This is a genomic window from Citrobacter sp. GW821-FHT02E08 (genome assembly GCF_059421685.1).
In genome coordinates this window covers 363,120-382,472 of record NZ_JBWKVL010000003.1, presented here as the reverse complement: position 1 = coordinate 382,472, position 19,353 = coordinate 363,120, and the positions used below count along the sequence as shown (strand labels likewise).

Genomic DNA, 19,353 nt, shown 5'->3' with positions numbered 1-19,353 from the left:
GGGTAATGTCGTGGATCATTTGCCTATATTTTGTCAACTACGTGACCGCGACTGCCTGATCGTCGGCGGGGGTGATGTCGCAGAACGCAAAGCGCGGTTACTGCTGGAAGCCGGAGCCAGACTCACGGTCAACGCACTGGCGTTTATTCCACAGTTTACCGTATGGGCAAATGAAGGCATGTTGACCCTGGTGGAGGGGCCGTTCGACGAAGCGCTCCTCGACCCCTGCTGGCTGGCCATCGCGGCAACCGATGACGATGAAGTGAATCAACGCGTTAGCCGCGCTGCCGAAACTCGCCGCATTTTCTGCAATGTGGTCGATGCGCCGAAAGCCGCCAGCTTTATTATGCCCTCGATTATTGACCGTTCGCCGCTGATGGTAGCCGTCTCCTCGGGCGGCACATCGCCGGTTCTCGCACGCTTACTGCGTGAGAAGCTTGAGGCGATGTTGCCCCAGCATTTAGGCCAGGTTGCGCAGTACGCCGGACAACTTCGTTCCCGGGTGAAACAACAATTCGCCACGATGGGCGAACGCCGTCGTTTCTGGGAGAAACTCTTTGTCAACGACCGTCTGGCGCAGTCGCTCGCCAACGACGATCGCCAGGCCATTGAACAAACCACGGAACAAATGCTCAGCGAACCGCTGGATCACCGTGGTGAAGTGGTGCTGGTTGGTGCCGGACCTGGCGACGCCGGTCTGCTCACCCTGAAAGGATTGCAGCAAATTCAACAGGCCGATGTGGTGGTGTATGACCGCCTGGTTTCCGACGACATCATGAACCTGGTCCGCCGCGATGCTGACCGCGTTTTTGTGGGCAAACGGGCGGGATATCACTGCGTACCACAGGAAGAGATTAACCAGATCCTGCTGCGTGAAGCCCAGCAGGGTAAACGCGTCGTGCGTCTGAAAGGCGGCGATCCGTTTATTTTTGGTCGCGGCGGCGAGGAGCTGGAAACCTTATGCCACGCAGGGATCCCCTTCTCGGTGGTGCCGGGGATTACGGCGGCTTCAGGCTGTTCAGCGTACTCCGGGATCCCACTGACCCACCGCGACTACGCGCAAAGCGTCCGTCTGGTCACCGGGCATTTGAAAACCGGTGGCGAGCTTGACTGGGAGAACCTGGCGGCCGAGAAGCAGACGCTGGTGTTCTACATGGGGCTGAATCAGGCGGCGACTATCCAGGAAAAACTGATTGAGTTCGGCATGCAGGCTGATATGCCGGTTGCGCTGGTTGAGAATGGAACTGCCGTGAAACAACGCGTGGTTAACGGGGAGCTGTCGCAGTTAGGCGACCTGGCGCAGCGTGTTGAGAGCCCGGCGTTAATTATTGTCGGTAGAGTGGTTGCTCTGCGCGATAAGCTGAACTGGTTCTCGAACCATTAATGTAAAAAAACCGGGAATTTCCCGGTTTTTTTATGCCTGTCGTCGCCGGGCGCTAGCCAGCCATGACCTGCCCGATGCTTTCCTGCAATATACGCAGCACCGTCTCCTCGCCGCTACGGTTTGGATTAATACGGATCGCGTACTGTTCCAGACCCGGAGCGGCTTCGCGAAACGTCCCGGAGAGGCGATAAAACAGAGGTGGGATCTCATATTTTGATTCCGCCCCCACCGGGTAAGGCAGCGCCCCGCGTTTGTGCGCTTCTTCCAGCACTCTCCCGGCAATCGGGTGATTGAACTCCACGATCAATACTTTCGACTGCGCGTTGGCAATCACCGCCTGCTTCACCTCCGGCAGACTCCCTCCATTGAGCCGCGCGAGTATACGCTCGGATACCCCAGCCTGCACGGCATGCATCACGGGCGCAAAAACCAGTCCACGCAGCACTTCCAGCGCTTGCGCGCCCTGGATCTGGCTACCGCCGGAATACAGAGTAGACCGGATTTTAGCGATAGCGTCGGCCTCCCCAACAACCGCCCCCACACCTTCAGGCCCGAAGAGTTTAAAGCAGGAGAACGTAGAGAGCGTGGCCCCGCATTCACACCCGATGCTGCCCACTTTCATGACCGCATAGTTGTCATCAGTCAGCGTAGGAACCCCGCTGTGCGCGATTTCCTCCAGCACCACCGTCAGCGAGTAGCTGTCCCGGGGCTGCTGGCGTGTGTGCTGAACCAGCGCCGCCTGAGGACGGTGCTGTTCAATGGCCTGCGTTATCGCGCCGGGAGTATTGAAATCGGCGCGAATGAGTTCAACGCCCATCTGTTCTATGATGCACGCAGTGGTCGGATACACCGGCGCATCATGTACCAGTAGCCGCTGACCGGGTTTGAGCAACGCGCACAACCCTGCGCGAATAGCACCGGTACCCGCGCCCTGCACCAACACGGCCGCCTCGGCGTGAAACGCATCGGCCAGGACCTGCTCGACACGCTGCGTTACCCGGGGCTGGTTTAGCCCCGGCACAAGCCCTAAATCGCCGCCCGCCAAAAAATCAGCACCGGGAAAATGGCGGCACAGTGTGTCCACCAGCGCAAATTGCTTCTCCTGAGCCTCCATCAGCGTCAGGCTTTGTAATGGATAGGTTTCCATGGCGATGACCTTAGGGTTACACAATCCCGATAAAGTAGAAGAGGTTAGCCAGTATCCCGACGGCAATCGTGGCAACCGGGCCAATAGACATCTCCACCAGCGGTCTACGGGAGGTTCGGTTAAGCAGATAAATTCCTGCGACGATCATGAATCCCATACCCGGCAAAATGGCGTTAGACGCAATCATCCCACCCACCAGCAGCGACACTTCCAGCATTCGTGTGATCGCGGTACGGATATGATCACCACACGCTTTGACGCCAGGATATTTGTCCAGCCAGATCGCCGTTCTGGCGAGCAGTCTAATCTCCAGGAACATAATGACGCCGCCCGCAATGAACGCTATCAAAGGGTTATTGGTCGCCAGGCCTGCAACAAAAACAAACTTCATGCCTTCCGGGCTGTAGACACCTGTTGCAATTGCCGTCATACCGACCAGAGGGATAAAGCTGATCGCTCGCGCCAGTGCAACCAGCATAGCGCTGGTTTGCTCTCCCTGCGCCATCAGTTGTAGCGAAACGGGGCCTTCTGCCAGTAAACTGAATGACATCGAACCGGCCATCGCGCATAAGCCGCCGCTGAACACCAACAGCCATTTGTTTTTCTGAATGCGTTCTATACGTGCCGAAAAGAGGCCCACCAGCATCTCATTCGCGCCTTTCGTCTTTACCCCATCCGCATTTTCTGACGTCGCAGGACGCTCTTGCATGGTGAAATAGAACATCGCGATCATCGCGAGCAATAGCGCAATACCGTTCGGGTCAAGCTTGACGGGTTTTTCAATGCGCCCGCCGAAACTGATGCTGCCAAAAGAGTGCGCGACCAGATACCCCACCAGTGTCGCGACCAGCACCCACATCCCTTTTTTGTATCCGTACTGATAACCGACAACCAATGCAGGAAAGAGGGCGAAACAGACAATAATCGGGTCTCCCACCTGGCTGAGGTTATTCATAAAATTTACGGGCATCATGTTGAACAGATCAACCACTGAACGCAGTCCAACCATCAGCGCCACACCATAAAGGGCACCAATGACGCCGGAGAGCAGGAAGCCACGGCGGCTATTGTTACACCATGTGCCCACCACATCAGTTCCCAGCAGCAGGCTATGCACCAGAATAATCGGCGCGGTCAGTGAAAATGGCAGCCCAAATCCAATGACCAACCCGAAACTCAGTGCAAAGCTGGTCGCCGCCAGCGTTTTGTGATCCATTCTCCCTTCGAGATATTCAGGCATTAATGGGCGCAGGCCATCATGAAAAACCGCAATCCCCCGGTTGGCCATCATGGCAGACAGCCCGCCAATGAGCGCGATTAATCCTGCCTTCATGGGATCGATGGTTAACAGGCGCATCAGAAACTCATGTTCCATTTTTCCTCCTATGCGCCCAGGATTGCCTTGATAATTACCGGGACAACGATTTCAGTGTCCTGCCCCGTGAAACCGAAGGCTTTTTTCCCTGCGTTTACGCCTGCAATAATCTCTTCATTTGACAGAATTTTTCCCGGCATGCCGACGGTAATACATTGGCTGGCCCCCGCAATCGCAATCGCCATTGCCAGCGCCCCGCCGCCACCGGTATTGCACGCGCCGAAATAGTAGTCTGCCGCTCCGCTTTTTAATGCCATGGCCGCTTCAATGTCCCCCATGACAGTGACTGAGGTGGCACGATCGCCCGCTTCACGGCGGACTGTTTCAGCTATTTTGTCTTTCTCAATCTGACCACCAATCACGATTTTCATTGTCTGTTTCCTTATTGATTTATTTCTATCGCTAATACGTTATTAAAAACGCCTACCCTCAACGCGCGCTGTCTCAATCAAACCGACCTACTGGAAGAAACGAGCAGGGTTATCACGCAGCATCATGTCCACATCGACCTGACTGAACCCTGACTGGCGCAGTTGTGGGACAAAGGTGGTTAACAGGTAGTCGTAGCCATTACCGCCGTTCGCTTTCAAATGTGACCGGCGGGTAATATCCATTGAGAGCATCACGCGGTTGAGCAAACCGCGATCGCGAAGCATATGCAGCATCCCAATACGTTTCTCGTCCGGGTAGTAGCTGTTTTTACCGATAGTATCGAACTGCACATACGCGCCGAGATCGATCATGCGCAAGATATTGTCGAGATTATCTTTGAGATCGCAGTGACCAATCACCACTCGCGAGAGGGAGACGCCCTGCGTTTTCAGTAAGGCCAACTGTTCCAGGCCCATGGTGCCGAACGAGGTGTGCGTCGAGATCGGGCGCCCGGTTTCATTGTGGGCACGTGCGGCAGCAATAAAGACCTTTTCTTCCAGCGGCGTGATTACGCCTTCGCTGGAGCCGATTTCAGCGATGATCCCGGCTTTCAGTTCAGTGCCATCGATTCCGCCGACAATTTCATCGACCATCTCCTGGGCCAGTTGCTCCACGCTGCGGGTCGCGACATGTTCCGGGAAAAACTGATTCTGGTAATACCCCGTGCAGGCCACCACATTCATTCCCGTATCACGCATTAGATCGAGCATAAATTGTGGGTTACGCCCCATGTAACGGTTGGTCATCTCAATGATGTTGCGCACGCCCAACGCCATCAGAACGTTCATCTCCTGGCAGATGAGATCGTACTGATCGAACCGGCAGTCGAGGTTGTTTTTGAACCCGGAGAGATCGATATGCAGATGCTCGTGGGCGTAGGTGTAGCCTGAAGTATCAATGCTCATAACGCGTCTCCTGTGAGCCGTAATGCCGAAAGAAAAGAGGTGCCGTTTTGCGGGGCTGCAGCGCCAAAGAATTCGCATACTGTGGCGCCCACATCTGACAGCGTGGCGCGAACGCCTAACTGAGCGGGTTCCAGCCCCTGTCGATATACCAGCACCGGCACCACTTCACGGGTGTGGTGACTGTGACCAATCGTGGGGTCGTTGCCGTGATCGGCCATGACGACCAGGTAATCATCCGGACCCATATCAGAAAGAAGGCGCGTTAGATTACTGTCGACGACCTGCAGGCGTTCCGCATAACGTGCGACATCCTCGGCATGACCAGCGAGATCGGTTTCCTGGATGTTGGCGCAAATAAACACGGTCCGTTCGGCGTTAAATTCATCTCGAGTGATATCCATAATGCGCTGGCTATCGACCAGGTTTTGCCAGCTGCGACCATGTGGGTTGCTGACAATATCAGCTACTTTTCCGACCAGTACGGTTGGCACGCCGACCTCATGCAGCTTCTGCGGAACCTGAACCTGCGCATCAACGCCATAGCCCATGTGAACCACCTGAAAACCGTTTTCATACGCCCCCGAGCGCGGCGCATTGATGCCGATGAAGCGTTCCGCTTTTGTCTCAACGGCATCCAGAATCTGTTGGCTGTCTTTCAGCGTGCCGCCAAAAGCAATGACCCGCCCAACCTGCGCATGCTCACGCACGATGCGGCCAATTTTCACCACCTCATCGAAGTCAATGACGGAAAGGTTGGCGGTAATGTTGTAGACCTGCCCCAAATCCGCTTCGAGGTTATCGCCAATGGCGACCGCCTGATTCACCCACAGAAACGCCAGCCCATCGCCACGCCGCTCCACCTGCAAACCTGCGGCTTTCAGCGCCTGTTCAACGCGCCCAATCACCTCGCTAAACGGCATGCGTAGCGGCGCCTGGGGTCGCGAGCCTAAAATTTCCTGATGCCCCATGAAGGTATCGCCCCCTTCATGTTGCAATTCCGCGACGCCCCATACCGCTGATGCGGACGGTTTCATCACGCCCGGCGTGTACCCCAGCGCATTCATCAACCCCAGCTTTTCCAGCGTTGGCAAACGCAGCTGCGGCTGCTGACTCAGGATATGCCCGCAGGTATTCGCGCCAGCATCCTGCGGTCGGATCTGCGCGACATCCTTCATTGCCCCGACGCCGAAGCTATCGATCACTACCACCACGAAACGAGCCATTAGTCCTCCAGAAGGTTTCCGAGGCTGTCATAACGGGCGACAATCTCAGGCGCGCCGCGCTGAATACCGGACACCAGCACAACGTCACTGCGCGTCACAAAGATTTGCGTGCGAAAACAGAGCACAACGGCACTGCTTACCGGGAATTCCCCTGCAAGCGGCAGGTAATAATCAATACTGCTGTCATCGACAGGTTTCAGTTGCGTCTCAATCGGCGCGTCATTTTCATGGGTAAACACCAGCGCATTACGCGCATGCCCGCGACGGTAATAACCGCCGCCATAGCAATAGCTGTCGCCACGAAAATGGTGAGAGATCTCGCTCAGCCAAAGCATTGCAATGCGCTCTGGTTGGTCGCCCTGTTGATTAGAAGGAATCGTGCCCGTCAACGCATGGCCAGGCTCAGCGTGAGTGACGCCGTACTTTGCCAGCAGCGGCAAAGAGGCGCAGCTGGTCGCAGAAGGGGCATTCAGCTGTTCGATAGCGACACCCGACGCTTCAAGTTGGCGTCGCGCATCGACCAGCGTGTGCAGGTTAGGCGTCGGAACGGTTTCACCTGCCGCCTCATCCCAGAGCAGACAAGGAAAATGCGTTAATCCGCTCAGATGCAGACCCGGTAACCGTTGAACCTGTGCGACAACCTCATCCAGATCGGCCAGTGGGAAGCCGCTTTCCTGCCCGGGATAAAGAAAGTCGTTTTCGCCATACACCTTGAGCATCACCGCCTGCGTCTGCCCGGCTTTCACTGCGGCCGCAGAAACTTCCCGCGCTTTCTCTAACGAAAACAGCGTGATGACATCCGTATTTTGTTCTACTGCTGCATCAACGAGTCGAGACGGGATCTGCACCAAATGACCCTGATGCGCAATCGGTAATCCGGCGCGGCGCAGGGTTCGGCCCTCTTTATAGTCCACCACGACAATCCCGGCATAACCCAGCGCCAACAGCTTTTCCGCCAGCCAGGGATTTCTCCCAACCTGCTTGGTCATCAGATACAACGTGATGCCGTGTTGCTGCGCGACCTCAATCAGCCGCTTACCATTTTCCAGAACCTGGTCAACATCAATCACCCAGCTATCGGGGACAATCTTCCCCTGTTGCCATAACCGAAGCGCGGCGGTAATAAGCGCAGGGTTCTGCCGTTTCAGTGCGTGTATAAACATCTTTTAGCCTCGTTTCCAATCCCTGATTTAAATATTCATTTTTTTGAATATTTAAGGTGAAGGACATTGCTATTCCATCTCTTTCAAACGCCTTCTTCTGCCGCCATCCACAATCCGTACAGGTTCGCCAGCAGATACCCCTCTTCATTTGCATGAAGCGTCACCGCAAACTCTTTCAGCAATGTCTGGTGTACCAGCAAAATGGTTGGCCAGTGGTTTGATTGCGCCATTTCAGCCAGTAACTCGTCGTCCAGCGGCCCAATCACTTCCCCACGGCGGCTGCGCATTAACGCGCTCGCCATGTGCGTCATCGCCATCGTCCCTTGCTCGGAGTGAACCGGCAGATGCCACTCATTGCTCAACCGTTCAACAACCTGCAGCATGCCGCTGCAGATATCCTTATCAATCACACCCGCTTCACATAGCAGGTTCAGTCGGTATTCCATCAAAACGCCCTTAACTTAATAGCTGGGTTCCTGCTCACCGTTAACCACCCGTTGCTGATGGGCGAGCAGCGCCTGTTTGTCCACCACCGCACGCAGTAATTGCTGCATCGGATAATCATCCGCGCGCGTCAGTACGACGGCTTCCGTTGCCTGTAAGAATCGGGGATCGCGGGTGAGCGGGGTCGCTTCTAATCCCAGCATCGCCAGTTCAGCATCCGCCACGACGTTCCAGATCACCGCATCCACGTCCCCTTTCACAATACGCTGAAGGCTTTCGTGGTAGGAAAGGTCTACCAACTCCACGTCGCTGTCGCCAAAACAGGCTTCCGTCATGATTTTCTGATCCGCCGAGCGGTTATCCAGACCCACGCGTTTCACATTTTCAGCCTCACCTTTGCGACAAATGAGCTGATGCTCGCCCACATAAGTATGTGGCCCCAGCTCCAGCGCGATGCGCAACCCGTTCTGCGCCAGATAACTGTCTGCCGCCAGACGGGAGACCACCGCCATGTCATAGACGCCGTTCAGTAAACATTCCACACGAATATCTGCCCCACGCATGTGCGCGTAATAAAAGGGGATCCCCTCAAATTGCGCTTTCAGACCGCTCGCCAACCCTTCGTACAGACGGGTATAAGGCAACGGCATGGCACATACCACGTTGTTGATATCCACATGCGTCAACAGCGTTTTGTTATCCATTTCTACCAGGAAACTACCATTACGCCCGCGACGCTCAATGCGGATTGCCCCTGAGGATTCCAGCGTTTTCAGCGCGGCCTGCGTTAATCCGACAGATGAGTGGCATTCACTTGCCAGTTCATCTATGGTTTTCAAACGGTTACCACACTTTTCACCCAACAGGTAACGGGCCAGAGTTGTTAAGACAACCCCTTCTTTCTTGATAAATGTCCGACGCATCATATATTTTCAGTAAATTGAATATTTATATCTTCATTAAATTGAATATATAGCGCAATGGCGAGATGTGCAAACGGCGAGGCGCTTCACACTTTTTATTGGTCACATAAAAGACAGGCGAAAAAAAACCGGGATTTACCCGGTTTTTAGCGACATCGTTGAATTACGGTTTCGCGACAAAGCCGATCGCTTCGTACACCGCTTTCAGGGTGACAGAAGCGCGGGCGCTGGCTTTTTCGGCACCCTCTTTCATCACTTTCTGCAGGAATGCTTCATCATTGCGGTAACGGTGATAACGCTCCTGCAACTCGGTCAGCATGCCGGAAACCGCGTCCGCTACTTCACCTTTCAGATGACCGTACATTTTGCCTTCAAAGCGTTGTTCCAGTTCAGGAATGCTCTCGCCGGTCACTGCAGAGAGGATATCCAGCAGGTTGGACACGCCCGCTTTTTCTTTCACATCGTAACGCACAACCGGCGGCTCTTCGGAGTCGGTCATCGCGCGTTTGATTTTCTTCACGACGGATTTCGGGTCTTCCAGCAGGCCGATCACATTGTTGCGGTTGTCGTCCGACTTAGACATCTTTTTGGTCGGCTCCAGCAGCGACATCACGCGCGCGCCAGATTTCGGAATGAACGGCTCTGGCACTTTGAAGATATCGCCGTAGATGGCGTTAAAACGCTGCGCGATGTCGCGGCTCAGCTCCAGGTGCTGTTTCTGATCTTCACCGACCGGAACCTGGTTGGTTTGGTACAGCAGAATGTCCGCCGCCATCAGAACCGGATAATCAAAAAGACCGGCGTTAATGTTTTCTGCATAACGCGCAGATTTATCTTTGAACTGCGTCATACGGCTCAGTTCGCCGAAATAGGTGTAGCAGTTCAATGCCCAACCCAGTTGTGCATGTTCCGGCACGTGGGACTGAACGAAGATGGTGCTTTTCTCAGGATCGATACCGCACGCAAGGTAGAGCGCCAGCGTATCCAGCGTCGCTTTACGCAACTGCTGCGCATCCTGACGCACGGTGATGGCATGCTGGTCAACGATGCAGTAGATGCAGTGGAAATCATCTTGCATGTTCACCCACTGACGCAGCGCACCCATGTAGTTGCCAATGGTCAATTCACCTGAGGGCTGTGCGCCACTAAAAACGATGGGCTTAGTCATTTTTCAATTCCTGATTTTCGCTTTGCAAAAGCCCGAGAGCGGGCAGAAGGTCATTAATACTGTCGTAAACAACGTCTGGCTGGCTAAGGTCAATCGCTTCACCGTAGTTATAGCCATAGGTAAGTCCCACAGACGGACAGCCTGCGGCAACCGCGGCCTGAATGTCATTTCGTGAATCACCCACGAAAAGCATCTGCTCAGGCGCAATACCCATGCGGCTCGCGACAAGCAGTAGCGGGTCCGGATGCGGTTTTTTGTTCTGCACGTCGTCACCACCGATGACCACGCTAAAATATTTGGCGATATCCAGCGCTTCCAGCAGAGGAGCAACAAACGGCGTCGGCTTGTTGGTGACCAGACCTAACGGCAACCCGTTAGCGTGCAGCGCACCCAGCGTATCCACTACGTTGGGGAACAGGAACGTCCCCTCTTGCGCCACATCCGCATAATAACGGTCGAACAGCTTACGCAAAATACGCACCTGTTCTTCAGCAGGGATGTCGTCATCAACAGGCGGTTTGCCCATTGTTTTACGCTGCATCGCACGTTCCTGGCGAGACCAGGTCAGTGCGCGTTCCATCAGCACATCTGCACCGTTACCAATCCAGGTAATAACACGCTCTTCGCCTGCCGTCGGCAGTTCCAGCGCATACAACGCCATATCCACCGCAGCGGTTAGTCCCGGTGCGCTGTCGACCAGCGTCCCGTCGAGGTCAAATGCAACGCCCCGAATATTCTGCAATTTATCCATGACTTACCTTCGCCAGTTCACGGCGCATTTCATCTATCACTTTTTTGTAGTCTGGCTGGTCAAAGATGGCGGAGCCTGCCACAAACATATCCGCGCCAGCCGACGCGATTTCACCGATGTTGTCCACCTTAACGCCGCCATCCACTTCCAGACGGATGTCGTAGCCGGATTCATCGATACGACGACGCACTTCGCGCAGTTTCTCAAGCGTCTGTGGAATGAAGGACTGACCACCGAAGCCCGGGTTAACGGACATCAACAGGATCACATCCAGCTTGTCCATCACATAGTCCAGATAGCTGAGCGGTGTGGCCGGGTTGAATACCAGGCCGGCTTTGCAGCCGTGCTCTTTAATCAGTTGCAAGGTGCGGTCGACGTGTTCGGAGGCTTCCGGATGAAAAGTAATGATGTTGGCGCCTGCGGCGGCGAAATCCGGCACAATACGGTCAACCGGCTTCACCATCAGATGCACGTCGATAGGTGCGGTAATACCGTATTTACGCAGGGATTTCAGCACCATGGGTCCGATCGTCAGGTTCGGCACATAGTGGTTGTCCATGACGTCAAAATGCACGACATCAGCACCAGCAGTCAGTGCTTTCGCGGTGTCCTCACCCAGGCGAGCAAAATCAGCCGACAGAATTGAGGGGGCAATCAAATACTGTTTCATCCGCTTCTCCTTGAGAATTATTTTTTCGCGGGCGAAACGACTCCTGGTTGGTACAGAGCCAGCAGTTCGTCCACCTTTTTTCGTGTGCCGCCGTTGCTGCTTATACTGCGCCGCACTTTAACCTGAAAATGTTTCGCCGCTTTGTACCACTCACGGGTATCGGGCGTGTCATGGTTCGAAATTAACACTGGGATCCGCTTACTGACCAGCTTTTCTGCCATCTCTGCCAGATGCGCCTGCTCTCTGGGGCTGAAGCTGTTGGTATGATAAGCGGTAAAATTCGCCGTCGCAGAAAGCGGCGCATAAGGCGGGTCACAATAGACCACAGAGTCTGCATCCGCACGATCCATACACTCTTCATATGAGAGGCAGTGGAACTCTGCATTCTGCGCTTTTTCGGCAAAGTGATACAACTCCGCTTCCGGGAAGTAGGGCTTTTTGTAACGGCCAAACGGCACGTTAAATTCCCCGCGCAGGTTATAGCGGCACAGTCCGTTGTAGCCAAAACGGTTCAGATACAAAAACAGTACCGCACGGCGGAACGGATCCTGACACGCGTTGAATTCCTCGCGGAACTGATAGTAAACCTCAGCCTGATTTGTCTCAGGGGTAAACAGCTCACGGGAAGCCTGCACATACGCATCGGTACGTGACTTCACGATGTTATAGAGACTGATGAGGTCGCTGTTGATATCGGCGAGGATATAACGAGAAAAGTCGGTGTTGAGAAACACCGACCCGGCACCCACGAAGGGTTCAACCAGACACTCACCCGGTGGCAAATGCCGTTTTATATCTTCAAGCAGGGGGTATTTTCCCCCTGCCCACTTCAAAAAAGCGCGATTTTTTTTCATGCTGACTAACTAATTACACCTTCTCCGGCTGTGGAGAAAGCTCCGACAGCATCCTGCGCTTTAATAACATTACTTCAGATCGGCCTGAACCTGATGCAACGGTTTTGCCCACGGGTTTTTCGCCTGCACATCGGCTGGCAGCGTAGACACCGCACGTTTCGCATCGTCTTTCGAGGCATACACACCCGTGACCAGAACATACCACGGTTGGCCGTTACGCGTCGTCTGATACACAACAAAGTTTTTCAGGTTCTCTTTCTTCGCCCAACTGTTCAGGTTGTCGTAGTTAGAAGAACTGCTGAGCTGCAGGGTGTAATGGCTGCCCGGTGCAGATTTTAACGACCCAACGTTGCCTGCACTTTTCCCACCGGCCGCGCTTGGTGTCGCTGCAGCCGTCGGCGCAGTTTGCGCAGGCTGTGTCGTTTGAGCAGGCGCAGACGTCGTGCTGGCGGTTGCTTTCGGGGCTACCGTTGTTGTCGGTGCAGATGTTGCTGCAGGGGCTTTCGCGGTTGTCGCCGGAGCCGTTGGTTCCGTACGTTTTGCCTGAGCGACAGGTTTCGGTTCAGTTACCGTCGCTTTAGCTGTCGTCTGCGGTTTCTTCGGCTCAATCACGGCCTGTTTGCGTTCCGGACGAGTGGTTGTGGCAGGAGCCGCAGGTTCCTTTGTCTCCTGACGCGACGCATTGCCGTTACGGATTGGCGCAACCGTGGCCGGTTCAGTCGGCAGTGTGGAGTTAACCACCACATTGTTAACCTGGCTCTGGTTTTGCGGCTGCGAGAGCGCATTGTTCAGGTCGCCCTGAACTTCAACACGCTGCTGGCCTTCAGTCGCTGCAGGCGTTTGTCCTTCGGTCGGCGTGGACGAAATTGGCGGCAAGGAAACTTCTTGCTGCGGTGCAGTACCGGCGGTTTGCTCAGCAGATGTTGCCCCCGGCGCAGGCTGGGTTGCATTCGCTTGATCGGCGGTATTGCCAGAAAGATCGATACTCTTCTCGCCAGAAGCAGTTTGCTCGCTTGAAGAGGAGGTTGAAGGTGCCTTCAGCGCGGAGCCGATTCCGATAATCAGCAGCAGCAGGACAAGAACACCAACACCCATCATCATGTACTGACGGGAAGCCGGTTTACTGACCGCTTTTTTGCGCTTGCGCGGACGACGCTCTACACGTTCTTCGTCATCATCCACCGCATCATCATCGGATTCGTAATCTTCTTCAGGCTCGACATCTTGCTCCTCATTGCGGTCTTTACGCGCACGTGTCGGGCGATGATCGTCCGCATCCAGATCAACATCATCAAAGTTGATCTGCGGCTCACCACGTTCAGAAGATTGACGAGAACGACCAGTACGACGATCGCTGGGATCGGGTTTCAGCTCGTCTTCTGGTTTGAATTCATCCATTTAACACCCCACTCAAAGGTTAATGCTTACAACGTTGCAGTTAACCTGAAGCTAAAAGACCCAATAATTGCGGTCTGACCTTTCTTGTTGTTACGCCTGCTGACAATCAGCAATCGCGCTAAGAACCACCTCGTGCGACACTCCGCCGCGAACTTCACTCTTCCCTATTGCCAGCGGGAGAATTAAACGCATTTCACCCGCCAACACTTTTTTATCACGCAGCATGTGCGGCAAATAAGCCTGCGCGGACATCTCGCGGGGTCCGTTAACAGGTAAGCCAGCACGCGCAAGCAGCGTAATAATACGCTGTGTGTCAGTTGCATTAAACTGACCCAGACGTTCTGACGTGCGAGCAGCCATCACCATACCTGCAGCGACTGCTTCACCGTGTAACCAATTGCCATAACCCATTTCGGCTTCGATAGCATGGCCAAACGTGTGCCCCAGATTCAGTAAAGCACGTAAGCCCATTTCTCGCTCGTCTGCGGCAACAACTTCTGCTTTCAGCTCACAACAACGGCGAATACAGTACGCCATCGCTGCGCCATCCAGACGCAACAGCGCATCCAGATTATCCTCCAGCCAGGTAAAGAACGCCCCATCCAGAATGATGCCGTATTTGATCACTTCCGCCAGACCCGAAGCCAGCTCACGCGCAGGAAGCGTTTTCAGACAGTCGAGATCCACCACCACGGAAGCAGGCTGGTAGAACGCGCCAATCATGTTTTTACCTAGGGGATGGTTTACAGCGGTTTTCCCGCCAACGGAGGAGTCAACCTGAGACAACAGGGTTGTTGGAACCTGGATAAAACGAACGCCGCGCTGATAGCTCGCCGCCGCAAAACCGGTCAGATCGCCAATCACGCCGCCACCGAGGGCTACAAGCGTGGTATCGCGACCGTGCGGTTTTTGCAGCAGGGCCGTAAAGACCGTATCAAGCACCGTCTGGCTTTTATACTGCTCGCCATCGGGAAGAATAACGCTATCAACGTTAACACCCGCCTGTTCAAGTACGTCGCGAATCTTATCAAGATAAAGAGGAGCCAGGGTTTCGTTGGTCACCAACATAACCTGCTCGCCCGATTTCAGCGGTAAGAATGAAGCTGGTTCGTTAAACAAACCAGCCGCGATGGTGATAGGGTAACTACGTTCCCCGAGAGTGACTGTAATCCTCTCCATGACGCGATATCCACCTTAATGGCTTGTACCCGCAGGCAAGTGTGTATTAAGCCAGAATCAGTTGCTTTCCAGCATGTGAATAATCTGGTTTGCTACGACTTTGGCGCTCTGATCGTCGGTACGAATGGTCACGTCTGCAATCTCTTCATACAGAGGATTGCGTTCGTCGGCCAACGCTTCCAGAACTTCACGAGGCGGAGCTTCGACCTGCAACAGCGGACGTTTTTTATCGCGCTGCGTACGCGCAAGTTGTTTTTCGATCGTCGTTTCAAGATAGACCACGACGCCACGCGCGGAGAGACGATTACGGGTTTCACGTGATTTTACAGAGCCACCGCCGGTTGCCAGCACAATACCCTGCTTTTCCGTCAACTCGTTGATGACTTTCTCTTCACGATCGCGGAAGCCGTCTTCACCTTCTACATCGAAGACCCAGCCCACATCAGCTCCGGTTCGTTTCTCAATCTCTTGATCAGAATCGTAAAATTCCATATTGAGTTGTTGAGCTAACTGGCGCCCAATAGTGCTTTTTCCGGCACCCATAGGCCCAACCAGAAAGATATTGCGTTTCTCTGCCATTTTTTCGGTACTACTAAGACTATTCGTTAATGATAAACCCGCTTCGCAGATACCCAGCGCAGCAGGACATGAACTGAAACCTCATAAGATATTGCGAGAGTCAGGTTGAAAATTATCTCAATACTCAAGCAGGTTTGGCAACTGAATAAATTACCAAACCCCGTGCATTTCCGGTCGCGACAAACCAGCAGTCTCATAAACACCAGACCCAGCGACGCATCGCGAAGTCAGATAACACGAAACCAGCCAACTATTTTGCCGCTTGAAAGGCGAAGAGTAATCACGGGTGCGTAAGCAACGAAAAGTACTGACTCTCAAATCGGTACTCCTTGTATGCTAAATACACCCCCACGTCAAATCCCTGAAACGTGTTCAGCGTAAAAACAACGGTATTTTATGCATAAATCACTCTGTCGATACCAGCCTGGGCGTGATGAACACCACCAGTTCACGTCGCTCATCTTCTTTACCATCGTGGCTAAAAAAATGGCCGAGCCAGGGAATATCCCCTAGCAGCGGGACACTATCCTTGCCTGATTTTTTCTTTTGAGAAAAAATACCGCCCAGCGCCAACGTTTCACCGTTTTTCACCTCGACCTGGGTTTCGATCTCCTGCTTATCGATAGCCAACACTTCGCCATCCGCCTGTTGCAACACCTGGCCGGGCATATTCTGACTAATCCGTAACTTCAAACGAATGCGCCCTTTCTGTAACACCGTCGGCGTTACCTCCATCCCCAACACCGCTTCTTTAAATTCCACAGAGGTCGCGCCGCTTTCACCGCTGGAAACCTGATAGGGGATCTCACTCCCCTGCTTGATACTGGCCGGTTGTAAATGCGAAGCGAGCAGACGTGGGCTGGCGATAATATCGAGTTGCTGTTTTTGCTCCAGCGCCGAAAGCTCAAGATCCAACAGTCGCCCGTTAATGCGTCCGATGTTAAATCCCACGCGCGTCGTCGCCGTGGCAACGGAGAGATCGGTGGTCATCGTGGTCACATCTCCCACGCCTCCTGCCTGCTGGGCATCCGCAAGCGTCCATTTAACGCCCAGCTCACGTAAACTTTTTTCGTTAATGGTGACAATATGCGCAGCCAGTTCAACCTGCGCGACGGGCAAGTCCATCTGTTCCACCCATTTCTCTAACGTGGCCAACGCAACAGTGTTATCGCGAAGCAATAGCCTGTTGGTACGCTTATCCACCGTGATGCTGCCTTTTGCACTCAGCAGTTTTTCACCGACTTTCGCCAACTCTGCCGCATCGGCGTATTGCAAAGAAATATTGCGGTTTTCCAGTGGCATTGTTGCCTGCTGCTGCGCCCGTTCAGCCTCCTGACGCGTCATCATTTCTTGCTGCCAGGCCGCCGTCTGAACATGCAAAATCGCCCCTTCCTGGCGTAATACCAGTCCGGCGCTTTTCGCAACGGTTTGCAGAGCTAGCATCCACGGTACATCCGTCAGATGGAGTGACACCGAGCCACTCACATCCGGTGAGATCACCATATTTTTCCGCTCCTGTTCAGCAAGCGCCTGCAATACCTGAGCCACCGGAACGTCATCCACCATTAGCGTGACGTTTTGCGCTTTTCCCGCCTGCGCTGTCTGCATGATAATCATCAGCGTCGCGGCTATCCATAGCTTCATCCTTTTCTCCTTGTCGTTGCCACTGCCACTGTAATGGCTCACAGTTTTCACCGAGCTCGAGCGTTAACGTTTGCGTGGTCAGTTGGGCGACTCTCCACCCGTTATCCAGTGGCTCGAGAGGTTCCACCCGACGCCATTTCTGCTGACTATCTTTGACGATGCCGATCAGCTTTTCGCCCCGACTTACCGCCCCCTGAAAGCGCCATTGCAAGAGCTCGCCTGTCTTGCAGCGATCTTCTGGTGGTTTGAAAGGATCGCGCATACCGGTCAGCGTCAACAGAGAAAAACAAACCAACAGCCAGCGTTTACCCCTCATTCAGACGCTCCAGTTCCAGCGTCAGGAGTAACGCCGACATTTCCACGCTCAGTGAAAACCGACGTACGTTCATCCCACATGCCGCCAGTCGAACAAAGACGTCAGGAACTGCCTCCCAGACCGAGGCCAACGCCATCTCACCGCCTTCGGCAGAAGGCAACCAGTGAACAAGACGTCGATGTGACGTCTGAAATTCCAGCGGAGAAAAGGGAAGACGCTTTTCATCTGGAGCAATGTGGGCTTCACCGGCCGATACCATCAGCCGGTACTGCGCACGCCACTGCTGCTGCACGGTTGCCCGCTGCACAACCAATGCTTCTCGCTGTACGCGAAGCGCTGGCCCGCCCAGATAAAACAGACAAATAAGGAGCAGGATCCCCAGACAGACGTTTCCGGCACTCCAGCAGAGAATTCGGGTTCGGGGCGTTAACGCGCACCAGATATCAAAGAGGGCGTTCATGCATCACGCTCTTTTTTAACTGATAGTGAAACTGCCAGCGCCCCTCTGCGTCCTGCCGGGTTGCGCCGGTGTTGCTTAGCTCGAACATCGGCAAATGACGCAACATCGCTTCCAGCGAACGTAACGCGGTAAAGCTCAGCGCATTTCCTTCCAGTTCAAGCGTCTCCTGTTGGTAGGCCATCCTGGTGAACCATGCCTGATCAGGCATCTGGTGCGAAATCACGTCCAGCACCGACTGCCAGCGACGCATCTGGGCACGCAGCATTTGTCTCTGCAACGCTTGCTGGCGCTGCTGGTGCTGTTGTTCCAGCCCCCGTTTTCTCGCCATCAGCGCGGCGGCCCTTGTTTGTTCAGCCTCCAGCAGAACCGTGTTGGTTCGGGCTTCCTGCCCCGTAACACTGCAAACACTCAGCGCAATAACGATGAATAAGAACAGTGAACCGCCAAACATAACAGCCCAACATCGCAGGCACGCCATCCGTCGTGAACAACGCCAGGGCATAAAATTGATTGGTGGGCTCATCAACGTATCTCCCCCATCGCAAGACCGAGGGCGATCGCAAAAGCATGCCCTTGCGGCGGAATAGGGGGCTGGCGCACGGAAACGGCTTCCCAGGGATCAAAGCCATCTTCGCCGCACATCACCAGCGTGTCGGGAGGCATGGACAAGGCCGCAGCGAGATCATCAAGACGGCTAATTTCTTCGGCGGTTTTACGCCCCCAGGCATAACGTGTCGCCCACAACCACTGCACGTCATCGCGCCACACCAGACACTGCTGGCCCGAGGCTAAATACGGAATAAATCGTTGTAATGCACAGGCATCCGGCGTGACAGCCGTCACCCGCACCTTTAGCGTTTGCATGAGTGTCAGCAACGTCGAGACCTCCTTGCTTTGCGCGGCAGTCACATTGAACGACGAACTTAACGTATCCTCGCTATAGTCAAAACGTAGGGAGTCGGGATCCATGTCCAGATCACGCGCCATCGAACCGGTTAACCATGCTGTCTGTTCGCGTTCCCGCAGCGCCATCGCAGGGCGCGGAAAGCGTCTTTGCAGTGTTCTGCTGGAGGGAAATGAAAGGTGGATGGCGTGCTGATGAGGAAGCTCCCGGCTCCACGGTTGAAGTACCGCAGCAAGCTGTTCAGGATTGCAAATGTAACCCTCTTTGAGGACTAGCTGGTCGAGCGGCATACGCCACCAGCGCTGTAAAAGCCAGCCCGATGCGCCGCGAACAACGGCAACCGCCAGTACCTCATACGGTTGAATATGAAGGCCTATTTGCCAGAACCGGAAAGCCATAGCTGATGATCTCCTTATCACCCGTCACTCTAACGG

General features: G+C 54.3%; 21 protein-coding genes. 1 reads left to right on the top strand and 20 read right to left on the bottom strand.

Going from position 1 to position 19,353, the window contains the following annotated elements; translation table 11 throughout:
- Positions 1–10 precede the first annotated feature (10 nt).
- Positions 11–1,384, top strand: coding sequence for a siroheme synthase CysG (gene cysG, locus AC07UY_RS06110; protein ID WP_494659743.1), 1,374 nt, complete (start codon positions 11–13; stop codon positions 1,382–1,384).
- 52 nt (positions 1,385–1,436) lie between these two features.
- Here cysG and AC07UY_RS06105 read toward each other — a convergent pair whose 3' ends face one another.
- The 20 genes from AC07UY_RS06105 to AC07UY_RS06010 form a co-directional block, all read right to left on the bottom strand.
- On the bottom strand, positions 1,437–2,531 hold the full coding sequence (locus AC07UY_RS06105) for an aminotransferase class I/II-fold pyridoxal phosphate-dependent enzyme (RefSeq protein WP_494659742.1): 1,095 nt from the start codon (positions 2,529–2,531) through the stop codon (positions 1,437–1,439).
- A gap of 16 nt (positions 2,532–2,547) precedes the next feature.
- Positions 2,548–3,906 (bottom strand): YhfT family protein, encoded by a 1,359-nt coding sequence (locus AC07UY_RS06100; protein WP_203359747.1) that lies wholly within the window; start codon positions 3,904–3,906, stop codon positions 2,548–2,550.
- Between the two features lie 8 nt (positions 3,907–3,914).
- The gene (locus tag AC07UY_RS06095) at positions 3,915–4,277 is read right to left on the bottom strand and encodes a DUF2620 domain-containing protein (RefSeq protein ID WP_490469453.1); all 363 of its coding nucleotides are present in this window, start codon (positions 4,275–4,277) and stop codon (positions 3,915–3,917) included.
- A gap of 87 nt (positions 4,278–4,364) precedes the next feature.
- A complete protein-coding gene (locus AC07UY_RS06090; protein WP_494659741.1) occupies positions 4,365–5,243 on the bottom strand; it encodes a phosphotriesterase-related protein in 879 nt (292 codons plus the stop codon).
- The gene (locus tag AC07UY_RS06085) at positions 5,240–6,466 is read right to left on the bottom strand and encodes a phosphopentomutase (RefSeq protein ID WP_494659740.1); all 1,227 of its coding nucleotides are present in this window, start codon (positions 6,464–6,466) and stop codon (positions 5,240–5,242) included. The genes AC07UY_RS06090 and AC07UY_RS06085 overlap by 4 nt, the downstream gene beginning before the upstream one ends.
- The gene (locus AC07UY_RS06080) at positions 6,466–7,629 is read right to left on the bottom strand and encodes a YhfX family PLP-dependent enzyme (RefSeq protein WP_494700811.1); all 1,164 of its coding nucleotides are present in this window, start codon (positions 7,627–7,629) and stop codon (positions 6,466–6,468) included. Before AC07UY_RS06080 ends, AC07UY_RS06085 begins: the two co-directional genes overlap by 1 nt.
- A gap of 83 nt (positions 7,630–7,712) precedes the next feature.
- The gene (locus AC07UY_RS06075; protein WP_494700812.1) at positions 7,713–8,075 is read right to left on the bottom strand and encodes a PRD domain-containing protein; all 363 of its coding nucleotides are present in this window, start codon (positions 8,073–8,075) and stop codon (positions 7,713–7,715) included.
- Between the two features lie 15 nt (positions 8,076–8,090).
- Positions 8,091–8,996, bottom strand: coding sequence for a GntR family transcriptional regulator YhfZ (gene yhfZ, locus AC07UY_RS06070; RefSeq protein ID WP_494700907.1), 906 nt, complete (start codon positions 8,994–8,996; stop codon positions 8,091–8,093).
- A gap of 163 nt (positions 8,997–9,159) precedes the next feature.
- Complete coding sequence (trpS, locus tag AC07UY_RS06065; protein ID WP_203359741.1) at positions 9,160–10,164, bottom strand: tryptophan--tRNA ligase; 1,005 nt, start codon at positions 10,162–10,164, stop codon at positions 9,160–9,162.
- A complete protein-coding gene (gene gph / locus AC07UY_RS06060; RefSeq protein WP_203359740.1) occupies positions 10,157–10,915 on the bottom strand; it encodes a phosphoglycolate phosphatase in 759 nt (252 codons plus the stop codon). The genes trpS and gph overlap by 8 nt, the downstream gene beginning before the upstream one ends.
- Positions 10,908–11,585 (bottom strand): ribulose-phosphate 3-epimerase, encoded by a 678-nt coding sequence (rpe, locus tag AC07UY_RS06055; protein ID WP_162380530.1) that lies wholly within the window; start codon positions 11,583–11,585, stop codon positions 10,908–10,910. The genes gph and rpe overlap by 8 nt, the downstream gene beginning before the upstream one ends.
- Before the next feature lie 17 nt (positions 11,586–11,602).
- The gene (dam, locus tag AC07UY_RS06050; RefSeq protein ID WP_494659736.1) at positions 11,603–12,439 is read right to left on the bottom strand and encodes an adenine-specific DNA-methyltransferase; all 837 of its coding nucleotides are present in this window, start codon (positions 12,437–12,439) and stop codon (positions 11,603–11,605) included.
- Between the two features lie 69 nt (positions 12,440–12,508).
- On the bottom strand, positions 12,509–13,837 hold the full coding sequence (damX, locus tag AC07UY_RS06045; RefSeq protein WP_494700813.1) for a cell division protein DamX: 1,329 nt from the start codon (positions 13,835–13,837) through the stop codon (positions 12,509–12,511).
- 90 nt (positions 13,838–13,927) lie between these two features.
- Positions 13,928–15,016, bottom strand: a complete 1,089-nt coding sequence (aroB, locus tag AC07UY_RS06040) for a 3-dehydroquinate synthase (RefSeq protein ID WP_494700814.1) — start codon at positions 15,014–15,016, stop codon at positions 13,928–13,930.
- 57 nt (positions 15,017–15,073) lie between these two features.
- Positions 15,074–15,595 carry a shikimate kinase AroK gene (aroK, locus tag AC07UY_RS06035; protein WP_042322869.1) on the bottom strand — a complete coding sequence of 174 codons (522 nt, stop codon included), beginning with the start codon at positions 15,593–15,595 and terminating at the stop codon, positions 15,074–15,076.
- A gap of 405 nt (positions 15,596–16,000) precedes the next feature.
- On the bottom strand, positions 16,001–17,239 hold the full coding sequence (gene hofQ, locus AC07UY_RS06030) for a DNA uptake porin HofQ (protein ID WP_494659734.1): 1,239 nt from the start codon (positions 17,237–17,239) through the stop codon (positions 16,001–16,003).
- Complete coding sequence (locus AC07UY_RS06025) at positions 17,151–17,555, bottom strand: HofP DNA utilization family protein (RefSeq protein ID WP_494659733.1); 405 nt, start codon at positions 17,553–17,555, stop codon at positions 17,151–17,153. The genes hofQ and AC07UY_RS06025 overlap by 89 nt, the downstream gene beginning before the upstream one ends.
- Positions 17,545–18,015, bottom strand: coding sequence for a HofO family protein (locus AC07UY_RS06020; RefSeq protein ID WP_494700815.1), 471 nt, complete (start codon positions 18,013–18,015; stop codon positions 17,545–17,547). Before AC07UY_RS06020 ends, AC07UY_RS06025 begins: the two co-directional genes overlap by 11 nt.
- A complete protein-coding gene (locus AC07UY_RS06015) occupies positions 17,999–18,538 on the bottom strand; it encodes a PilN domain-containing protein (RefSeq protein WP_494659731.1) in 540 nt (179 codons plus the stop codon). Before AC07UY_RS06015 ends, AC07UY_RS06020 begins: the two co-directional genes overlap by 17 nt.
- Positions 18,538–19,317, bottom strand: a complete 780-nt coding sequence (locus AC07UY_RS06010; protein WP_494700816.1) for a DNA utilization protein HofM — start codon at positions 19,315–19,317, stop codon at positions 18,538–18,540. Before AC07UY_RS06010 ends, AC07UY_RS06015 begins: the two co-directional genes overlap by 1 nt.
- Positions 19,318–19,353 lie beyond the last annotated feature (36 nt).